The 19,768-nt window shown below is 59.8% G+C and carries 15 protein-coding genes and 1 tRNA gene; 1 reads left to right on the top strand and 15 read right to left on the bottom strand.

The genetic code is table 11. The features are described 5' to 3' along the window. From tuf to rpsL, 4 genes are all read right to left on the bottom strand, one after another. The coding region (tuf, locus tag GHK62_RS13460; RefSeq protein ID WP_153436641.1) for an elongation factor Tu at positions 1-1,118 on the bottom strand (1,118 nt) is incomplete at its 3' end. A 70-nt stretch (positions 1,119-1,188) separates the two neighbouring features. Next, a complete protein-coding gene (fusA, locus tag GHK62_RS13465) occupies positions 1,189-3,288 on the bottom strand; it encodes an elongation factor G (RefSeq protein ID WP_153439689.1) in 2,100 nt (699 codons plus the stop codon). A 30-nt stretch (positions 3,289-3,318) separates the two neighbouring features. Beyond that, positions 3,319-3,789 carry a 30S ribosomal protein S7 gene (rpsG, locus tag GHK62_RS13470; protein ID WP_153439690.1) on the bottom strand — a complete coding sequence of 157 codons (471 nt, stop codon included), beginning with the start codon at positions 3,787-3,789 and terminating at the stop codon, positions 3,319-3,321. Between the two features lie 57 nt (positions 3,790-3,846). Next, positions 3,847-4,218 (bottom strand): 30S ribosomal protein S12, encoded by a 372-nt coding sequence (gene rpsL / locus GHK62_RS13475; protein WP_153439691.1) that lies wholly within the window; start codon positions 4,216-4,218, stop codon positions 3,847-3,849. Between the two features lie 572 nt (positions 4,219-4,790). On the opposite strand from rpsL, the gene GHK62_RS13480 reads away from it, so the two are divergent. Then, positions 4,791-5,087, top strand: coding sequence for a transcriptional regulator (locus GHK62_RS13480; protein ID WP_153439692.1), 297 nt, complete (start codon positions 4,791-4,793; stop codon positions 5,085-5,087). Between the two features lie 114 nt (positions 5,088-5,201). On the opposite strand, the gene rpoC is transcribed toward GHK62_RS13480, so the two are convergent. The 11 genes from rpoC to GHK62_RS13535 form a co-directional block, all read right to left on the bottom strand. Then, positions 5,202-9,413 (bottom strand): DNA-directed RNA polymerase subunit beta', encoded by a 4,212-nt coding sequence (rpoC, locus tag GHK62_RS13485; protein WP_153439693.1) that lies wholly within the window; start codon positions 9,411-9,413, stop codon positions 5,202-5,204. Between the two features lie 183 nt (positions 9,414-9,596). Beyond that, a complete protein-coding gene (gene rpoB / locus GHK62_RS13490) occupies positions 9,597-13,739 on the bottom strand; it encodes a DNA-directed RNA polymerase subunit beta (protein ID WP_153439694.1) in 4,143 nt (1,380 codons plus the stop codon). Positions 13,740-14,003: 264 nt separating this feature from the next. Beyond that, entirely contained in the window at positions 14,004-14,384 is a 381-nt protein-coding gene (gene rplL / locus GHK62_RS13495; protein WP_153439695.1) for a 50S ribosomal protein L7/L12, read from the bottom strand. Between the two features lie 58 nt (positions 14,385-14,442). Next, positions 14,443-14,961 (bottom strand): 50S ribosomal protein L10, encoded by a 519-nt coding sequence (gene rplJ / locus GHK62_RS13500; RefSeq protein ID WP_136504343.1) that lies wholly within the window; start codon positions 14,959-14,961, stop codon positions 14,443-14,445. A 329-nt stretch (positions 14,962-15,290) separates the two neighbouring features. Continuing rightward, positions 15,291-15,989: a 50S ribosomal protein L1 gene (gene rplA, locus GHK62_RS13505; protein ID WP_153439696.1), complete on the bottom strand. Its 699-nt coding sequence runs from the start codon at positions 15,987-15,989 to the stop codon at positions 15,291-15,293. Positions 15,990-15,993: 4 nt separating this feature from the next. Then, positions 15,994-16,422: a 50S ribosomal protein L11 gene (gene rplK, locus GHK62_RS13510; RefSeq protein ID WP_136504341.1), complete on the bottom strand. Its 429-nt coding sequence runs from the start codon at positions 16,420-16,422 to the stop codon at positions 15,994-15,996. Between the two features lie 214 nt (positions 16,423-16,636). Further along, a complete protein-coding gene (gene nusG, locus GHK62_RS13515) occupies positions 16,637-17,167 on the bottom strand; it encodes a transcription termination/antitermination protein NusG (protein ID WP_136504340.1) in 531 nt (176 codons plus the stop codon). 16 nt (positions 17,168-17,183) lie between these two features. Beyond that, positions 17,184-17,384 carry a preprotein translocase subunit SecE gene (secE, locus tag GHK62_RS13520; RefSeq protein ID WP_136504339.1) on the bottom strand — a complete coding sequence of 67 codons (201 nt, stop codon included), beginning with the start codon at positions 17,382-17,384 and terminating at the stop codon, positions 17,184-17,186. A 197-nt stretch (positions 17,385-17,581) separates the two neighbouring features. Further along, positions 17,582-17,657, bottom strand: a tRNA-Trp gene (locus GHK62_RS13525). A gap of 168 nt (positions 17,658-17,825) precedes the next feature. Next, positions 17,826-18,719: an NAD-dependent epimerase/dehydratase family protein gene (locus GHK62_RS13530; RefSeq protein ID WP_153439697.1), complete on the bottom strand. Its 894-nt coding sequence runs from the start codon at positions 18,717-18,719 to the stop codon at positions 17,826-17,828. Between the two features lie 110 nt (positions 18,720-18,829). Further along, entirely contained in the window at positions 18,830-19,492 is a 663-nt protein-coding gene (locus tag GHK62_RS13535) for a hypothetical protein (protein ID WP_153439698.1), read from the bottom strand. Positions 19,493-19,768 lie beyond the last annotated feature (276 nt).

The raw sequence follows: 19,768 nt of genomic DNA on the forward strand, positions 1-19,768 counted from the left end.
GCGAAGCGCAGCTTTTCTTCCATCGCGATCGGCACGATCAGCTCGACGTCAACCGTCACGTTGTCGCCCGGCATCACCATTTCCGTGCCTTCCGGCAGCGTCACGATGCCGGTCACGTCCGTCGTGCGGAAGTAGAACTGCGGACGATAGTTGGTGAAGAACGGCGTATGACGGCCACCTTCTTCCTTCGTCAGGATGTAGGCTTCCGCCTTGAACTTCGTGTGCGGCGTCACCGAACCCGGCTTGCACAGGATCTGGCCGCGTTCGACGCCGTTGCGGTCGACACCGCGCAAGAGCGCACCGATGTTGTCGCCGGCCTGGCCCTGGTCGAGCAGCTTGCGGAACATTTCGACGCCCGTGCAGGTCGTCTTCGTCGTCGGACGGATGCCGACGATCTCGACTTCCTCACCGACCTTGATGATGCCGCGCTCGACGCGACCGGTCACAACCGTACCGCGGCCCGAGATCGAGAACACGTCTTCGATCGGCATCAGGAACGGCAAGTCGATCGGGCGCTCCGGCGTCGGGATGTAGGCGTCAACCGCTGCCATCAGCTCGCGGATCGCGTCTTCGCCGATCTTCTTGTCGCTGTCTTCAAGCGCGGCGAGCGCCGAACCCTTGATGATCGGAATGTCGTCGCCCGGGAATTCGTAGGACGACAGCAGTTCGCGCACTTCGAGCTCGACGAGCTCGAGCAGCTCGGCGTCGTCAACCTGGTCGACCTTGTTCAGGAACACGACGATCGCCGGAACGCCGACCTGGCGGGCGAGCAGGATGTGCTCGCGGGTCTGCGGCATCGGGCCGTCGGCCGCCGAAACAACCAGGATCGCGCCGTCCATCTGCGCCGCGCCGGTGATCATGTTCTTGACGTAGTCGGCGTGGCCGGGGCAGTCGACGTGCGCATAGTGACGGTTCGGCGTCTCGTATTCGACGTGCGCCGTCGAAATGGTGATACCACGGGCCTTTTCTTCCGGCGCAGCGTCGATCTGGTCATACGCCTTGAACTCGCCGAAGTACTTCGTGATCGCTGCCGTCAGCGACGTCTTGCCATGGTCAACGTGGCCAATCGTGCCAATGTTAACGTGCGGCTTGTTGCGCTCAAATTTGCTCTTTGCCATTTCCGGCTCTCCGTTTTCTGTCCCCTACAGGGGAAATCTTTTCATTCTGTTTCAGCGCGAGGCTATCCGGTCACTTCTGACCGGAATACTTCGCCTGGATTTCCTGCGCGACGTTCGACGGAACCGGCGCGTAGTGATCGAACAGCATCGTGTACTGAGCGCGGCCCTGCGACATCGAGCGCAGGTTGTCCACGTACTTGAACATGTTCGCGAGCGGCACGTGGGCATTGATCACCACGGCAACACCGCGCGATTCCTGACCCTGGATCTGGCCACGGCGAGAGTTCAGGTCACCGATCACGTCACCGACGTAATCTTCCGGCGTTACGACCTCGACCTTCATGATCGGCTCGAGGAGCTGAGCACCGGCCTTCTTCGCCGCTTCACGGAAGCAGGCACGCGAAGCGATTTCGAAGGCGAGAACCGACGAGTCGACGTCGTGGAATGCGCCGTCGATGAGCGTCGCCTTGACACCCAGCATCGGGAAGCCAGCGAGCGGACCGGAGGACAGAACGCTTTCGATACCCTTCTGAACGCCCGGGATGTATTCCTTCGGAACAGCACCACCAACGATCTTGGATTCGAACACGAAATCTTCGCCTTCCGGGTTCGGTTCGAAGACGATCTTGACGCGCGCGAACTGACCGGTACCACCGGACTGCTTCTTGTGCGTGTAATCTTCTTCATGCTGACGCGTGATGGTTTCACGGTAAGCAACCTGCGGAGCACCGACCGAAGCTTCGACCTTGAACTCGCGACGCATACGGTCGACGATGATGTCGAGGTGAAGTTCGCCCATGCCGGCAATGATCGTCTGGCCGGATTCCTCGTCGGTCTTGACGCGGAAGGACGGATCTTCTGCAGCCAGGCGGTTGAGCGCGAGGCCCATCTTTTCCTGATCGCCCTTAGTCTTCGGCTCGATCGCGATCTGGATGACCGGCTCGGGGAATTCCATGCGCTCCAGGATAACCGGCTTCAACGGATCGCAGAGCGTGTCGCCCGTGGTGGTTTCCTTGAGGCCTGCGAGAGCAACGATGTCGCCAGCGAAAGCTTCGTCGATGTCCTCACGCGAGTTCGAGTGCATCTGCAGCATGCGGCCGACGCGCTCGCGCTTTTCCTTGACCGTGTTCATGACCGACGTACCCTTTTCGAGCTTGCCGGAATAGATGCGCGCGAAGGTCAGCGAGCCGACGAAGGGGTCGTTCATGATCTTGAACGCCAGCATCGAGAGCGGTTCGTTGTCGTCAGCCTTACGGGTGATTTCACCCTCGGTCTTGACGTCGATGCCCTTGATCGCCGGAATATCGACCGGGGACGGCAGGTAGTCGACGACAGCGTCGAGCAGAGGCTGAACGCCCTTGTTCTTGAACGCGGTACCGCAGAACATCGGGTGGAACTTCACGTCGATCGTGCCGCGACGGACCAGTTCACGGATCTTGTCGTTGTCCGGGTAGTTGCCTTCCAGGTAGGCTTCCATCGCCGCTTCGTCGATCTCGACCACGGTCTCGATCAGCTTTTCGCGGTATTCTTCAGCCTTTTCCTTCATGTCGGCCGGAATTTCGACGACGTCCCACTGGGCGCCGAGCGATTCATCACGCCAGACGAGAGCATTCATCTCGATCAGATCGACAACGCCCTTGAATTCGCTTTCAGCGCCGATCGGCAGCTGCATGACAACGGCCGTTGCGCCGAGACGGGTCTTGATCATCTCGACGGAGCGGTAGAAGTCCGCCCCGGTCTTGTCCATCTTGTTGCAGAAGATCATGCGCGGAACATGATACTTCTCGGCCTGACGCCAGACGGTTTCAGTTTGCGGCTCAACACCGGCGTTGGCATCGAGCAGCGCGATGGCGCCGTCGAGAACGCGCAGCGAACGCTCGACTTCGATGGTGAAGTCAACGTGGCCGGGGGTGTCAATGATGTTGAAGCGGCGCATCTTGCCGTCGCGACCCTTCCAGAAGGTCGTGGTGGCAGCGGACGTGATCGTGATGCCGCGTTCCTGCTCCTGCTCCATCCAGTCCATGGTTGCGGCGCCGTCGTGGACTTCGCCGATCTTGTGGGACTTGCCGGTGTAGTAAAGGATGCGCTCGGTCGTCGTCGTCTTGCCGGCGTCGATGTGCGCCATGATACCGAAATTTCGGTAATCTTCGATTTTATATTCGCGAGCCATGAGAGACTGCCTTTCAGGACCTGTTCTAGATTACCAACGGTAGTGCGAGAACGCACGGTTGGCATCAGCCATCTTGTGGGTGTCTTCGCGCTTCTTCACAGCGCTACCACGGTTGTTCGCAGCGTCCATGAGTTCGCCGCAGAGGCGATCGACCATGGTCGTTTCGTTGCGCTTGCGTGCGGCCGCGATCAGCCAGCGAATGGCGAGGGCCTGGCGACGCTCCGGACGAACATCGACCGGAACCTGATAGGTAGCACCACCGACGCGGCGCGAACGCACTTCAACGTGCGGAGCAATGTTGTCGAGCGCGGAATGGAACACGGCGATCGGTTCCTGCTTCAGCTTCGACTGGACCGCATCGAAAGCACCATAGACAATGCTTTCAGCAACGGACTTCTTGCCGTGCAGCATGATTGCGTTCATGAACTTCGTGACGACCAGATCACCGAACTTCGGATCCGGGTTGATCTCACGCTTTTCTGCTCTGTGACGTCGGGACATACTTCTCGTCTCTCAACTTTTAAAAACTTGACCAGCGAAATGGCGCCGGTTGCGATGTTATTTCGGACGCTTCGCGCCGTACTTGGAGCGGCGCTGTTTGCGGTTCTTCACACCCTGCGTATCGAGAACGCCGCGGATGATGTGGTAACGAACACCCGGAAGGTCCTTTACGCGGCCGCCGCGGATCATGACCACGGAGTGCTCCTGCAGGTTGTGACCTTCGCCCGGAATGTAGCCGATGACTTCGAAGCCGTTCGTCAGGCGAATCTTTGCAACCTTACGCAGAGCCGAGTTCGGCTTCTTCGGGGTCGTCGTGTAGACGCGGGTGCAAACGCCGCGCTTCTGCGGGTTTTCCTGCAGAGCAGGAACCTTGTTGCGCTTTACCTGTGCCAGACGCGGCTTGCGGATCAGCTGGTTTACGGTAGGCATGTAACCATCCCTTGCAAAATCTTGTCTCGTTACCCTTTCGGGCGGATCGTTGCCGTCGCCGGCGGTCTCGAACGCCTATGAAATGCGCAAAACGAGGGCCGATCCGCCTTTTCGCAGATGGCCCCACCAAAAGCAGAGGACGCACTATTTCGCGCGTCTTGCGTGCAGCATTTTTGTCGTCAGCGTGCGTTTCGAACCTTGTTTGAGGCGAACTCCAGAACGCGACGTTCCGAACCAGCCAGCCTCACATGGGCTCCGATGCGGCGGGGTGTACTGATTTCGGGGCCATCCGTCAAGGGCAATTAAGAAATATTCTGGCCTGCGCAGCCCTGCCATGCCTGGAAAACAAGGCTTTGGCAGCAGCTCGGTCCGGCGGCGATTGCAAACATGGCGCCTTAACGCGGATATTGTCTTTCGCGATTAAGGAATCAGCAAATTCTTTCTGAACGTTTTCCACCATCATGGGCCTGCAAAGCCTGCCGGCTGATTCTCTCCTCTTTGCCATTTTTCCTATTTCTTTCGCGCGCAGTGGAAAAGCACGCTAAGATCGTCGAAACTCGAAAGGACACATCATGCCCGTTACGCCGGACAACGACAACATGCCAGACGAACCGCTGGTATTCATCATCATCGGCAAGGCCTACGAAGCCGACGGCGACGACGAAGGTATCGACATCCATGTGATGCTCAGGGCGCCAGACGACGACACGGCCGTGCGCGAGGCGCTCAATGCGCTCGCCGAAGAAGGCTTTCTCCAGGCCGATCTCGACCAGATCGGAACCTTGACGGATATCCCGGACGAAGAGCCGCACGCCTCTGCCTACCAGGGCGCGCTCGAGGGCGAGGTCGCGATCATTCGCTTCGCATAACCGGGCGCCGCGCGATCTGAACGCACTGCCAGAAAAGTAAAGCCGCCCGGATTGCTCCAGGCGGCTTCTTCATTTGGCATAGGAGCGGGCGCTCGTCGCGCCCTCCCCCCGCGGTCATTCTGCCGCGGCGTTCTCGTTCTCGTTCGCCATGTCGGCGAGCATCGGGGTCGCGGCATCCGCACCGGTGCCCTTGCGGCGCTCTTCGAGGATCATCTCGTCGCGCGCCGTGGCGATGCGGCGGATCTGCGTCATGGTGCCGCCGGTACCAGCCGGGATGAGGCGGCCGACGATGACGTTTTCCTTGAGCCCCTGCAGGCCGTCCATTTTGCCGGCAACTGCGGCTTCGGTCAGGACCTTGGTGGTTTCCTGGAACGAAGCGGCCGAGATGAAGGACGGCGTCTGCAACGATGCCTTGGTGATGCCGAGCAGAACCGGATCGCCAACGGCCGGCTTCTTGCCTTCCGCCAGCAGCGCGTCGTTGACATCCTCGAGCTCGATGCGGTCGACGTTGTCGCCGACGATGTAGCTCGAGTCACCGGCATCGGTGATTTCGACCTTCTGCAGCATCTGCCGAACGATGACTTCGATGTGCTTGTCGTTGATGACAACGCCCTGCAGACGGTAGACTTCCTGGATTTCGTTCACGAGGTAGGAAGCCAGCGCTTCCACGCCCTTGATTGCCAGAATGTCGTGCGGCGCCGGGTTGCCATCGAGGATGTAATCGCCCTTCTCGATGTAGTCGCCATCCTGAAGATGGAAGGGCTTGCCCTTCGGGATCAGGTATTCGACCGGCTCGACACCGTCTTCCGCCGGCTCGATCAGCACGCGACGCTTGTTCTTGTAGTCGCGGCCGAAGCGGACCGTACCGTCGATCTCAGCGATGATGGCGTGATCCTTCGGACGACGAGCCTCGAAGAGTTCGGCAACGCGCGGCAGACCACCGGTGATGTCCTTGGTCTTGGCGCTTTCGAGCGGCGAACGGGCAAGCACGTCACCTTGGCTGACCTTCTGACCGGGTTCGACCGAGAGGATCGCATCGACCGAGAGCATGAAGCGAGCTTCACCACCACGAGACAGCTTGGCGATGGCGCCGTTCTTGTCCTTGATGACGATCGCCGGCTTGAGGTCGGTGCCGCGCGGCGTCGAACGCCAGTCGATAACCTGGCGCTTGGTGATGCCCGTCGATTCGTCCGTCGCTTCGAGCACGGAGATGCCGTCGATCACGTCTTCGAAGTGAACGGTACCTTCGACTTCCGTCATCATCGGACGGGTGTAGGGGTCCCATTCGGCGAGACGCTGGCCGCGCTTCACCTTGTCGCCGTCATCGACAAAGATCTTCGAACCATAGGCAACGCGCTGCGAGGACCGCTCGACACCGCGTTCGTCCAGGATCTGGATCGCCATGTTGCGGCCCATGGCAACAAGTGCGCCATCGGAATTGCGCAGCAAGTTGCGGTTCTTGATCTGAACCGTGCCTTCATAAGACGCTTCCAGGAACGACTGGTCGACCACGGTTGCCGTGCCACCCAGGTGGAAGGTACGCATGGTCAGCTGAGTGCCCGGCTCGCCGATCGACTGCGCCGCGATGACGCCAACGGCCTCGCCCATGTTGACGGGCGTACCGCGAGCCAGGTCGCGACCATAGCAGACGCCGCAGACGCCGGTCTGGATCTCGCAGGTCAGCGCCGAGCGGATGCGAACGGACTGAATGCCCGCCTTCTCGATCTCGACGACATCGGCTTCCAGGATCATCTTGCCGGCGTCGACGATGCGCTCGCCGGTGACCGGGTTGTCGATGTTGTCGAGTGCGGTACGGCCGAGGATGCGCTGGCCGAGCGAGGCAACGACCTGACCGGCATCGACGATCGCCGTCATGGTGAGGCCCTTGTCGGTGCCGCAATCCGTATGCGTGACGATGCAGTCCTGTGCGACGTCGACGAGACGGCGCGTCAGGTAACCGGAGTTCGCGGTCTTCAAGGCGGTGTCCGCCAGACCCTTACGTGCACCGTGCGTCGAGTTGAAGTACTCGTTCACGGTCAGGCCTTCCTTGAAGTTCGAAATGATCGGCGTTTCGATGATTTCACCCGACGGCTTGGCCATGAGGCCGCGCATACCGCCCAGCTGGCGCATCTGGTTCGGCGAACCGCGGGCGCCCGAGTGCGACATCATGTAGATCGAGTTCATCGGCTTCTGGCGACCATTGTCGTCGAACTCGACCGCTTTGATGCGCGCCATCATTTCTTCGGCGACCTTTTCGGTTGCCTTGCCCCAGGCGTCGACAACCTTGTTGTACTTCTCACCCTGGGTGATGAGACCGTCGTTGTACTGCTGCTCGTATTCCTTCACGAGCGCTTCCGTATCCCCGACGATCTTCACCTTGGTGTCCGGAATCACCATGTCGTCCTTGCCGAACGAAATGCCGGCGCGGCATGCATGCGAGAAGCCGAGCTGCATGATCCGGTCGCAGAAGATGACCGTGTCCTTCTGGCCGCAATGGCGGTAGACGGTGTCGATCATCTTGGAGATGTTCTTCTTGGTCATCTCCTGGTTGCAGATATCGAACGGGATGTTCGGGTTCTTCGGCAGAAGCTCGCCGATGATCATGCGACCAGGCGTCGTTTCATAGATCTTCGAAACCGGATTGCCCTCGGAGTCGACGCTCTTGTAACGGCCGCGAATCTTCGCATGCAGCGTCACAGCCTTGGTTTCCAGAGCATGGTGCAGTTCGCCCATGTCGGAGAAGGCCATGCCTTCACCCGGCTCGTTCTGGTTCATGATCGACAGATAATAGAGGCCGAGAACCATGTCCTGCGACGGAACGATGATCGGCGCACCGTTTGCCGGATGCAGGATGTTGTTCGTCGACATCATCAGAACGCGTGCCTCAAGCTGGGCTTCGAGCGACAGCGGCACGTGAACGGCCATCTGGTCGCCGTCGAAGTCGGCGTTGAAGGCGGTGCAGACGAGCGGATGCAACTGGATCGCCTTGCCTTCGACCAGGATCGGCTCGAAGGCCTGGATGCCCAGGCGGTGCAGCGTCGGCGCGCGGTTCAGGAGAACCGGATGCTCGCGGATGACCTCATCGAGGATATCCCAGACTTCCGGCTTTTCCTTTTCAACGAGCTTCTTCGCCTGCTTGACGGTCGAGGAGTAACCCTTGGCGTCGAGGCGGGCGTAGATGAACGGCTTGAAGAGTTCGAGCGCCATCTTCTTCGGCAGGCCGCACTGATGCAGCTTGAGTTCCGGACCGGTCACGATAACCGAGCGGCCGGAATAGTCGACGCGCTTGCCGAGCAGGTTCTGACGGAACCGGCCCTGCTTGCCCTTCAGCATGTCGGACAGCGACTTCAGCGGACGCTTGTTGGCGCCGGTGATGACGCGGCCACGACGGCCGTTGTCGAACAGCGCATCGACAGATTCCTGCAGCATACGCTTTTCATTGCGGATGATGATGCCCGGTGCGCGCAGTTCGATCAGCCGCTTCAGACGGTTGTTACGATTGATCACGCGGCGATAGAGATCGTTCAGATCCGACGTCGCGAAACGGCCGCCGTCGAGCGGCACGAGCGGGCGCAGATCCGGCGGGATCACCGGAACGACCTTCATGATCATCCATTCCGGACGGTTGCCGGATTCCATGAAGTTCTCGACGATCTTCAGCCGCTTCATCAGCTTCTTCTGCTTCAGATCCGAGCTCGTCTCGGCCATTTCCGTGCGCAGGTCGCCGGCAATCTTTTCGAGATTCATCGAAGCGAGCATCTCGTAGATCGCCTCGGCGCCGATCATCGCGGTGAACTGGTCTTCGCCGAACTCGTCAACGGCGAGCATGTATTCTTCTTCGCTGAGGAGCTGGTTTTCCTTGAGCGAAGTCAGGCCCGGTTCGGTGACGATGTAGTTTTCGAAATAAAGGACGCGCTCGATATCCTTCAGCGTCATGTCGAGCAGCGTGGCGATGCGGCTCGGCAGCGACTTCAGGAACCAGATGTGGGCGACGGGCGCAGCGAGCTCGATGTGGCCCATGCGCTCGCGGCGAACGCGCGACAGCGTGACTTCGACGCCGCACTTTTCGCAGATGATGCCCTTGTACTTCATGCGCTTGTACTTGCCGCACAAGCATTCGTAGTCCTTGATCGGACCGAAGATGCGCGCGCAGAACAGACCGTCGCGTTCCGGCTTGAAGGTCCGATAGTTGATCGTCTCCGGTTTCTTGATCTCACCGTAAGACCAGGAAAGAATCTTCTCCGGCGAGGCGATCGAAATCCGGATGGAATCGAAAGTCTGTGCAGGCACCTGCGGATTGAAAAGATTCATGACCTCTTGGTTCATGCCTGTCTCCTTTGCGGGCATTACGCCCTGAGCTTGGCGGGGTGCCGGCAAATCCCGGGCGCCGGCCCCTGCCCTCTAAACAGCTAAAACCGCATCGGGTGCGGCCCTGTTCCTGCCGCGGACAATAAACTGCCCTGCGGCGGAAGCGGTGCGTGCCTGAAGCGGCACGCACCTGATGTCGTCTTACTCTGCTGCGTCCGGCAGTTGCGCCGCGGCGCTGAGGTCGTCGACTTTCGAGTTTTCGAGTTCGACGCTGAGGCCCAGCGAGCGCATTTCCTTGACGAGAACGTTGAAGCTCTCCGGAATGCCCGCCTCGAAGGTGTCATCGCCGCGGACGATTGCTTCGTAGACCTTGGTGCGGCCAGCAACGTCGTCCGACTTGACCGTCAGCATTTCCTGCAGCGTGTAGGCGGCGCCGTAAGCTTCCAGCGCCCAGACCTCCATTTCGCCGAAACGCTGACCGCCGAACTGCGCCTTGCCGCCCAGTGGCTGCTGCGTGACGAGCGAGTAAGGACCGATCGAACGGGCGTGGATCTTGTCGTCCACCAGGTGGTTGAGCTTCAGCATATAGATGTAGCCCACGGTCACCTGACGATCGAACGGTTCGCCGGTACGGCCGTCGAAGAGCGTCGACTGGCCGGTCACCTTGAGACCTGCCTTGTTCAGCATCTCGTTCACATCGGCCTCGACGGCACCGTCGAAGACCGGCGTTGCGATCGATACGCCGCGGCGGGTCTGCTCGGCAAGCCGAACCACCGACTCGTCGTCGTAGTTCTTGATCGGCTCGCCCTTCGGACCGGATCCGATGACGTCATCGATCGTTGCGCGAAGCGGAGCGATGTCGCCGTTCTCGTGATACGCATCCAGCATCGCGCCGATCTTCTTGCCCATGCCGGCGCAAGCCCAGCCGAGGTGGGTTTCGAGGATCTGACCGACGTTCATGCGCGACGGCACGCCGAGCGGGTTCAGCACCACGTCGACATGGGTGCCGTCTTCCAGGAACGGCATGTCTTCGATCGGCACGATACGCGATACGACGCCCTTGTTGCCGTGACGGCCGGCCATCTTGTCGCCCGGCTGGATCTTGCGCTTCACCGCGACGAAGACCTTAACCATCTTCATCACGCCCGGAGGCATTTCATCGCCGCGCTGGACCTTCTCGACCTTATCCATGAAGCGCTGTTCGAGGCGCGACTTGGATTCGTCGTACTGGGCGCGGAGTGCTTCGATCTCGCCCTGAGCCTTTTCATCCTCGACGGCGAACATCCACCACTGTGAGCGCGGATATTCGCTGACGACGGCGTTCGAAAGCTCGGTGCCCTTCTTGAAGCCCTTCGGACCAGCCACGGCAACGTGACCGCGCAGCATGTCTACCAGACGTGCATAGACGTTGCGGTCGAGGATCGCCTGTTCGTCGTCACGGTCCTTGGCGAGGCGCTCGATCTCCTCGCGCTCGATCGCCATGGCGCGCTCGTCCTTCTCCACGCCGTGGCGATTGAAGACGCGCACTTCGACGACCGTGCCGAAGGTGCCCGGAGGCATGCGCATGGACGTGTCGCGGACATCCGAGGCCTTCTCACCGAAAATGGCGCGCAGAAGCTTTTCTTCCGGCGTCATCGGGCTTTCGCCCTTCGGCGTGATCTTGCCGACGAGGATATCGCCCGGCTGAACTTCGGCACCGATATAGACGATACCGGCTTCGTCGAGGTTCTTCAACGCTTCTTCCGAGACGTTCGGAATGTCGCGGGTGATTTCTTCCGGACCAAGCTTGGTGTCTCGCGCCATCACTTCGAATTCTTCGATGTGGATGGACGTGAACACGTCGTCACGCACGATCCGCTCGGAAAGCAGGATCGAGTCTTCGTAGTTGTAGCCGTTCCACGGCATGAACGCGACGAGCGCGTTGCGGCCGAGCGCCAGATCGCCGAGGTCGGTCGAAGGACCGTCCGCGATGATGTCGCCCTTGTTCAGAACGTCACCAACGGTGACCAGCGGACGCTGGTTGACGCAGGTGTTCTGGTTCGAACGCTGGAACTTCTGCAGGCGATAGATATCGACGCCGGACTTCGACGGATCGAGGTCCTCGGTGGCGCGGATAACGATACGCGTCGCATCGACCTGGTCTACGACACCGCCGCGGCGGGCGGCGATCGCAGCACCGGAGTCGCGGGCGACGACCGGCTCCATGCCGGTGCCGACGAAGGGCGCTTCCGCACGCAGCAGCGGCACGGCCTGGCGCTGCATGTTCGAGCCCATCAGCGCGCGGTTGGCGTCGTCGTTCTCGAGGAACGGGATGAGAGCCGCCGCGACGGACACGAGCTGCTTCGGCGAAACGTCCATCAGGTTGATGTTGTCGCGCGGAGCCAGCATAACTTCGCCCGCATGACGGCAGACGACGAATTCTTCCGCGAAGGAGTTGTCGTCGTTCAGCACCGAGTTGGCCTGAGCGACGTGGTATTTCGCCTCTTCCATCGCCGACAGATAGACGACGTCGCTGGTCACCTTGCCGTCGACGATCTTGCGGTACGGGCTCTCGATGAAGCCGTACTTGTTCACGCGGGCGAAGGTTGCGAGCGAATTGATCAGACCGATGTTCGGGCCTTCCGGCGTTTCGATCGGGCAGATGCGGCCGTAATGCGTCGGATGAACGTCGCGCACTTCGAAGCCCGCACGTTCGCGGGTGAGACCACCCGGGCCAAGAGCCGAAAGACGACGCTTGTGGGTGATTTCCGAAAGCGGGTTCACCTGGTCCATGAACTGCGACAGCTGCGACGAGCCGAAGAACTCGCGAACGGCGGCGGCCGCCGGCTTCGCGTTGATCAGATCCTGCGGCATGACCGTGTCGATCTCGATCGAGGACATGCGTTCCTTGATCGCACGCTCCATGCGCAGGAGACCAAGGCGATACTGGTTCTCCATGAGCTCGCCGACCGAGCGTACGCGGCGGTTGCCGAGGTTGTCGATATCGTCGATCTCGCCCTTGCCGTCACGCAGTTCGACCAGCATCTTGACGACAGCAAGAATGTCTTCCTTGCGGAGCGTGCGGACGGTATCCGGAACGTCGAGGTCGAGACGCATGTTCATCTTCACGCGGCCGACCGCCGAGAGATCGTAGCGCTCGGCGTCGAAGAACAGCGTGTTGAACATGGCTTCAGCAGAATCCATGGTCGGCGGTTCGCCGGGGCGCATGACACGATAGATGTCGAACAGCGCGTCCTGGCGGTTTTCGTTCTTGTCGGCGGCAAGCGTGTTGCGGATATAGGCACCGACATTAATGTGGTCGATGTCGAGAACCGGGATTTCGTCGAAGCCTGCCGAAAGGATGACGGGAAGCGTCTTCTCGTCGATCTCGTCGCCAGCTTCGAGGTAGATCTCGCCCGTACCATAGTTGACGACGTCTTCGGCGAGGTAATTGCCATAGAGATCGTCATCGGTGGCCTTGAGAGCCTTCAGCCCCTTCTCCTGCAGCTGGCGCAGCAGGCGCGGCGTGAGCTTCTTGCCGGCCTCAACGACGACTTCGCCGGTATCGGCGTCGATCATGTCGGTGATCGCCTTCTGGCCCTTGAGCGCATCCGGCTGGAACGGCACGCGCCAACCTTCGCCGTCGCGCTGGTAGAGCGACTTCGTGTAGAAGGTGTCGAGGATCTCTTCGCCGTCCATGCCGAGCGCCATCAACAGCGAGGTCACCGGAATCTTGCGGCGACGGTCGATGCGGGCATGGACGATGTCCTTGGCGTCGAACTCGATGTCGAGCCACGAGCCGCGATACGGAATGACGCGCGCTGCGAAGAGCAGCTTGCCGGACGAATGGCTCTTGCCCTTGTCGTGATCGAAGAACACGCCGGGTGAGCGATGCATCTGCGAGACGATGACGCGCTCGGTGCCGTTGACGATGAAGGTACCGTTGTCCGTCATGAGCGGCATGTCGCCCATGTAGACGTTCTGTTCCTTGATGTCCTTGATCGACTTTGCGCCCGTGTCCTCGTCAATATCGAACACGATCAGCCGCAGCGTCACCTTCAGCGGCGCCGCATAGGTCAGGTCACGCTGGCGGCATTCCTCGACGTCGAACTTCGGTGGCTCGAACTCGTAGGACACGAATTCGAGCATGGAAGCGCCCGAGAAATCCTTGATCGGAAATACCGACTTGAAAACGGCCTGAAGCCCCTCGTCCGGGCGGCCGCCCTTGGGCTCTTCAACCATCAGAAATTGGTCGTAGGACGCCTTCTGAACCTCAATGAGGTTCGGCATCTCTGCGACTTCTGGAATTTTACCAAAAAACTTGCGTACGCGCCTGCGACCGTTAAACGAAAGGGTCTGAGCCATCGTCGCTCCTTGTCAATCTTGCATCCGGGCCTGCAACGGACGGGAACCGATGGCCAGTCGATCCCGTCGATCAATGAGTAGTTCAATCTCGTCAAGCTTTCGAAAGACGCCAGCACGGATTGCTGTGCTGTCTCCCAATTCCGACCATCCTCTTGAAGAACCCATTACCCAAAAGCCATTTTCGACAGGCTTTTGGGTAATATGTTCTAAAAACGGTCAAAGAGAGGCGGCCAAAAGGCCACCCCTCCTTTGCATGTCGTCGAATTACTTGACGTCAACCTTGGCGCCAGCGCCTTCGAGCTTCTTCTTGAGGTCAGCAGCTTCAGCCTTGGAAACAGCTTCCTTGACAGCCTTCGGAGCGCCTTCGACGAGGTCCTTGGCTTCCTTGAGGCCGAGGCCGGTGATGGCGCGGACTTCCTTGATGACGTTGATCTTGTTGGCGCCGGCATCCGTCAGGATGACGTCGAACTCGGTCTTTTCTTCTTCAGCCGGAGCAGCGGCACCAGCAGCGCCACCGGCGGCAGCAACAGCTACCGGAGCAGCGGCAGAAACGCCCCACTTTTCTTCGAGCAGCTTGGAAAGCTCAGCAGCTTCCAGCACGGTCAGCGAGGACAGGTCTTCAACGATCTTTGCGAGATCAGCCATTTTACTTTTCCTTTTGTTCGGTTCGAACTGGTTTTAATTACAACAGCGAAATTCCGCCTCAGGCGGCTTCGTCCTTCTTGGCATAGGCCGAGAACACGCGAGCAAGCTGGCTTGCCGGTGCTGCGACAACCGTCGCGACGCGGGTTGCCGGGGCGTTGAGAAGGCCCAGCAGCTTCGCGCGCAGCTCGTCCAGCGAAGGCAGGGTCGCAAGCGACTTGACTGCTTCGGGGTTGAGCGTGGTTGTCCCCATGGCGCCGCCGAGCACAACGAGCTTGTCGTTGGTCTTAGCGAAATCCACGACGACCTTCGGAGCCGTGATCGGGTCGGCGCTGTAAGCGATCAGCGTCTGGCCCTTGAAGAGATCGGTCATCCCTTCAGACTCCGTGCCCTGAAGAGCGATCTTGGCCAGGCGGTTTTTCGCGACTTTGACGGTGCCGCCAGCAGCGCGCATCTTCGAACGGAAGTCGTTCATCTGCGCAACTGTGACACCAGCATAGTGGGCCACGACAACCGAACCGGAAGCCTTGAAGACTTCGTTCAGCTCCGTGACGAATTCGCGTTTTTCCGCTCTTTCCACTGTCTGTCTCCAGTTGACAGGGTTGCTTCAAGCAGCCCTGCCGGGTTTGCCTTTTGTCACCCGGGATCATGCTCGATCCCAAGCAACGCTTAAGGATCCTGTCCCTTGGCGTTCCCGGGAGAGCCGGGTCTGACACAAGGCAAGCGAGGTTCGAACCGAATTTCGACGCCAGAAGCGTTGTTCAAAATTCAGATCTTACCCGTCTCATGCGGGCAATGGTGATTAAGGTAAAACCACCCGCAATCTCGGACAGGAGTTCCGGACTAGGTCCGGATATTTCCGGCCCCGAAAGGCCGGAAATTCGGTTTCAGGCCGAAGCCCGGAAACTGTCAGGCGACGCTGAGGGTCGCCGGATCGATCTTGAGGCCCGGCCCCATGGTCGAGGAGATCGCTACGCGCTTGACGTAGTTACCCTTGGCACCGGTCGGCTTTGCCTTGATCACGGCATCGGCGAAGGCGCGGATGTTTTCTTCCAGCGCCTTGGCGTCGAAGGAGGCCTTGCCGACGCCAGCGTGGACGATGCCAGCCTTTTCGACGCGGAACTCGACCGCACCACCCTTGGAGGCCTTGACGGCAGCCGCGACATCCATGGTGACGGTGCCGACCTTCGGGTTCGGCATCATGCCGCGCGGGCCGAGAACCTTACCGAGACGACCGACGAGCGGCATCATGTCCGGAGTGGCAATGCAGCGATCGAATTCGATCTTGCCGCCCTGGACGATCTCGACGAGGTCTTCGGCGCCGACAATGTCAGCACCGGCAGCCTTGGCTTCGTCAGCCTTGGCGCCGCGTGCGAAAACGGCAACGCGAACCGAGCGGCCGGTGCCGTTCGGCAGGTTGACAACGCCGCGGACCATCTGGTCGGCGTGGCGCGGATCAACGCCGAGGTTCATGGCGACTTCGATGGTTTCGTCGAACTTTGCCGTCGCACGCTCCTTGACCAGCGTCACGGCTTCAACGAGGCCGTAGATCTTCGCCGGATCGATGCCCTCACGGGACTTCTGTACACGCTTTGCAATCTTCGCCATGGTCTTAGCCCGTCACTTCCAGGCCCATGGAGCGGGCAGAGCCCTCGACCATTGCCATTGCGCCTTCAACATCGGCCGCGTTGAGGTCCTTCATCTTGGCCTCTGCGATCGTGCGGATCTGAGCCTTGGAGATCGAGCCGGCCTTGGCCTTGCCCGGGGTCTTCGAGCCCGACTGGATCTTTGCTTCACGCTTCAGGAAGTAGCTGACCGGCGGCTGCTTCATGACAAAGGTGAAGGACTTGTCCTGGTAATAGGTGATGACGACCGGAATCGGCATACCCTTTTCCATTTCCTGCGTGGCGGCATTGAACGCCTTGCAGAATTCCATGATGTTAATGCCACGCTGACCAAGCGCAGGACCGATCGGCGGCGACGGATTCGCCGAGCCGGCCTTCACCTGCAGCTTGAGCTGGCCTGCAACTTTCTTAGCCATTTCTCTCTGCCTCTGAATGCCCCTTCACGATCAAGCCGGAAGAGGAACTGTTGAGCCGGTTGCCCGGCTGTTTGCCGGCCCTTCGACCGGCGGCTGCGGTTGCGTGGTGCGGATAAACCGACCCGGCTAAGACCGGACACCTCCCACGCGCATGCGGATCACTCCGCCGGAACAAGCCAATCGGCCTGCTCCATCCCATTAGAACCTGCGTTTTTCAGACCTTTTCGACCTGGCCATATTCCAGCTCGACAGGGGTCGCACGACCGAAGATCGAAACCTCGACCTTCAAACGCGACCGCTCTTCGTCAACATCCTGAACGATGCCGTTAAAGGATGCGAATGGACCATCCGACACCCGGACCTGCTCGCCGATCTCGAAAGAAACCGACGGCTTCGGACGATCAACACCTTCCTGGACCTGACCGAGAATCCGCTCCGCCTCGTGATCCGGAATCGGAACCGGCTTGCTGTCGGTGCCGAGGAAGCCCGTGACCTTCGGCGTATTCTTGATGAGGTGATAGGCCTCGTCGGTCAGATTGGCGCGAACGAGCACGTAGCCCGGAAAGAACTTGCGCTCCGAATCAACCTTGCGGCCGCGGCGGATCTCGACGACCTTTTCCGTCGGAACGAGAATCTTCTCGAAAAGGTGATCCAGACCCTTCTGCTTGGCCTTCTCCTCGATCGACTCGGCGACCTTCTTTTCGAAATTCGAATAGGCGTGAACGATATACCAGCGCGCAGCCATGCTACTCTCCACCCAATCAAGCGCCAACGTTGAGGACGAGGCTCATCAGCCAGCCCATCAACTGGTCCGCACCAAAGAAAAAGGCGGCGGCAAAAGAGACCATGACAAAGACCATCAGCGTCGAGATCATCGTCTCGCGCCGTGAAGGCCAAGTCACTTTTGACGTTTCAGAGCGAACCTGCTGCAGAAACGTGAACGGATTCGTTTTGGATGCCATAAAATGCTCACGCCATTACGGCGCGTAAAGCCGATGATTCAGCCCCACGCACCGCGTGTCTGTTTGGACCCTACATAAAGACCGATTCCGAAAACCACAAGAGCCAATCAGTCTTTTTTGTGAATATAAAAAGACGGCCGCGCCGCCCTACTTTTCATTCTGGCCGAATTTCGACGATGAGGCAAGAATGACGAAACTGGCAGGGGCAGAGGGGCTCGAACCCCCGACCTGCGGTTTTGGAGACCGCCGCTCTACCAACTGAGCTATACCCCTAGATCGAGACGCCGATCGGCCAAAAGGCCTGTACGCGTCTCAAGTCTGCGGCTTCTTATTCAGTTTGCCGGATGCTTTCAAGCGCATTTGCACCAAAAGGAAAAAAAGTTCCAAGAAAAATCGCAGACCCCGAAGAATGCTGTCGACGCCGCAGGCGGTCGTGGCGCCTCAGTTCTCCAACTGAACGTATTTCCGCCAGTCATGCTCCTCCTTGAACCCCAGGACCTCGCGAATCTTCCTGTTCGAGAGGAGGCCTTCGAACTCGCCAATCTCTCTTTTGAAGGGAACATTCGGATAGAACCGGCTGGCGAGTTCACGCGAAGGCGTGTTGGCCGAGACCGTGTCGTTCGCGGCATTGAATACCGCAAAGCCGAGGCCGTCCTTCTCAATGCAGAGCTTGACGATCTGCCCGAGGTCGCGCGCGTCGATATAGCTCCAGGCAATTCTTTTGCGGATTTCGGGATTGGCGAAATAATGCGGGAAATTCGCATATTCATGCGGCTCGATCACGTTGCCGATGCGCAATGCGTAGATGTCGAACCCCGAGCGCTCCGCAAAGGCGCGGGCCGTCTTCTCATTTACGACCTTGGAAAGACCGTAGGAGTCCATCGGGTTGACGTCGTAGTCCTCCTCGAGCGGGAACTGGTGGAAATCGCGGTGGCCCTCCGCAAAGCAGACGCCGTAGGTCGTCTCGCTCGAGGCAACGATGATCTTGCGGATGCCGAGTTTCACTGCCGCTTCGATCACGTTGTAGGTGCCCATGACGTTGACCCGGAAGGTCTCGTTATCCGGCTTGATAAGAATGCGCGGAATGGCGGCAAAGTGCACGACCGCATCGAAGGGCCGCGGCCCCTGATCGAGATCGGGAAAGTCCCGATGCATCGAGAGCGCATTAAACATCTGGCCGCTGTCGGTGATGTCGGCGATCAGGTTGGTGACGCCGGGGCTGTCGAGCGGAACAAGGTCGACATTGTGCACCTCATAGCCCGCGTCGACGAGATAAGGCACGGCATGCCGCCCGGCCTTGCCTGCGCCGCCGGTAAAGAGAACCCGCTTCTTCATGACGCCTCCCCACGATAACAAACGTAATAGTTAGGCGCTTTGTGCTTTTGCACAAGGTGCGCTTGCGTTCTGCATCGCCCTCGACATCGAACGCCATACCTGAGGGCGCTTCACCATTTCAGGCTGTAGCGAATATCGAACACGCTGCGGGGCGCCAACAGCGGGTCGACGACAGCAGCGCCGAGCTGCAAATTGCCGAACTTCTGTTCCAAGCCAATGCGGCTCAAGCCGCTGATACCGTCGCTGGAAAGCTCGCCCTGCGCGACGAGTGACGTCCGGGTCGCCGGAGACGCGAGCCTGGCTGTTTGCGTCAGCCTCGGCTTGGCGCAACGGTTCTCATAGGCATTGCACTGAAGGGCTATGCTGCGGTGGACCTCCGCATCGACTGTGGGCGTAACCATCCATGTGCGGGCAGTCGCTGCGCCGAAATTGCCGGTGCCACTCAAGGCGTTGAAGTCCATGTCGACTTGCGACGAGCGCGTAGCCGCCCGCCCGCTCTTGCGCGAAACCGTCCCCCAGAGACGCACGGGTGCTGCGACCGGCTTGATCTTGCCGGATGGCGCCGCCCCCATCGCAAAATCCGCCCCCGTGGAGGCGTCCCAGTTCCAGGGGAAACGCATACCGAGCCGCAGCCTGTATGCGTTGGTTCCGGTCTTTGCCGGCGCCCAGATAAGCGGGTCGTCGTCGGCGGCTGATGCTGCTTGCAGAGTGGGCCCGGCACAAACAAAAGCGATGCCGACCGCGGCGAGGCGCGTAGTGAGGCGTCTTGTCATTGGGATTCCGATCCTCGGTCACAACCGTTGCCAGTGCGGCAAAATCGTAAGGTTCGGAAGATAGAGCAAATCTGTGACGACCTTATGCCCAAACCAAAAGGCCCCCGGCAGTTGGCTGCGGGGGGCCTTCGAAATCCGGGCTAACCGGAAATTACCTGATAATCGAGGCGACGATGCCGGCGCCGCGTGCAAATCGCGCCTGCGCGCCATTTGCACCTTCCTTGCTGCCGTCGGCAGCTTGCGGCATCGCCGTTGCGATCATTACTTGATGATCGA

Origin of the sequence: Sinorhizobium terangae (assembly GCF_009601505.1) — a bacterium.
Lineage (GTDB): Bacteria > Pseudomonadota > Alphaproteobacteria > Rhizobiales > Rhizobiaceae > Sinorhizobium > Sinorhizobium terangae.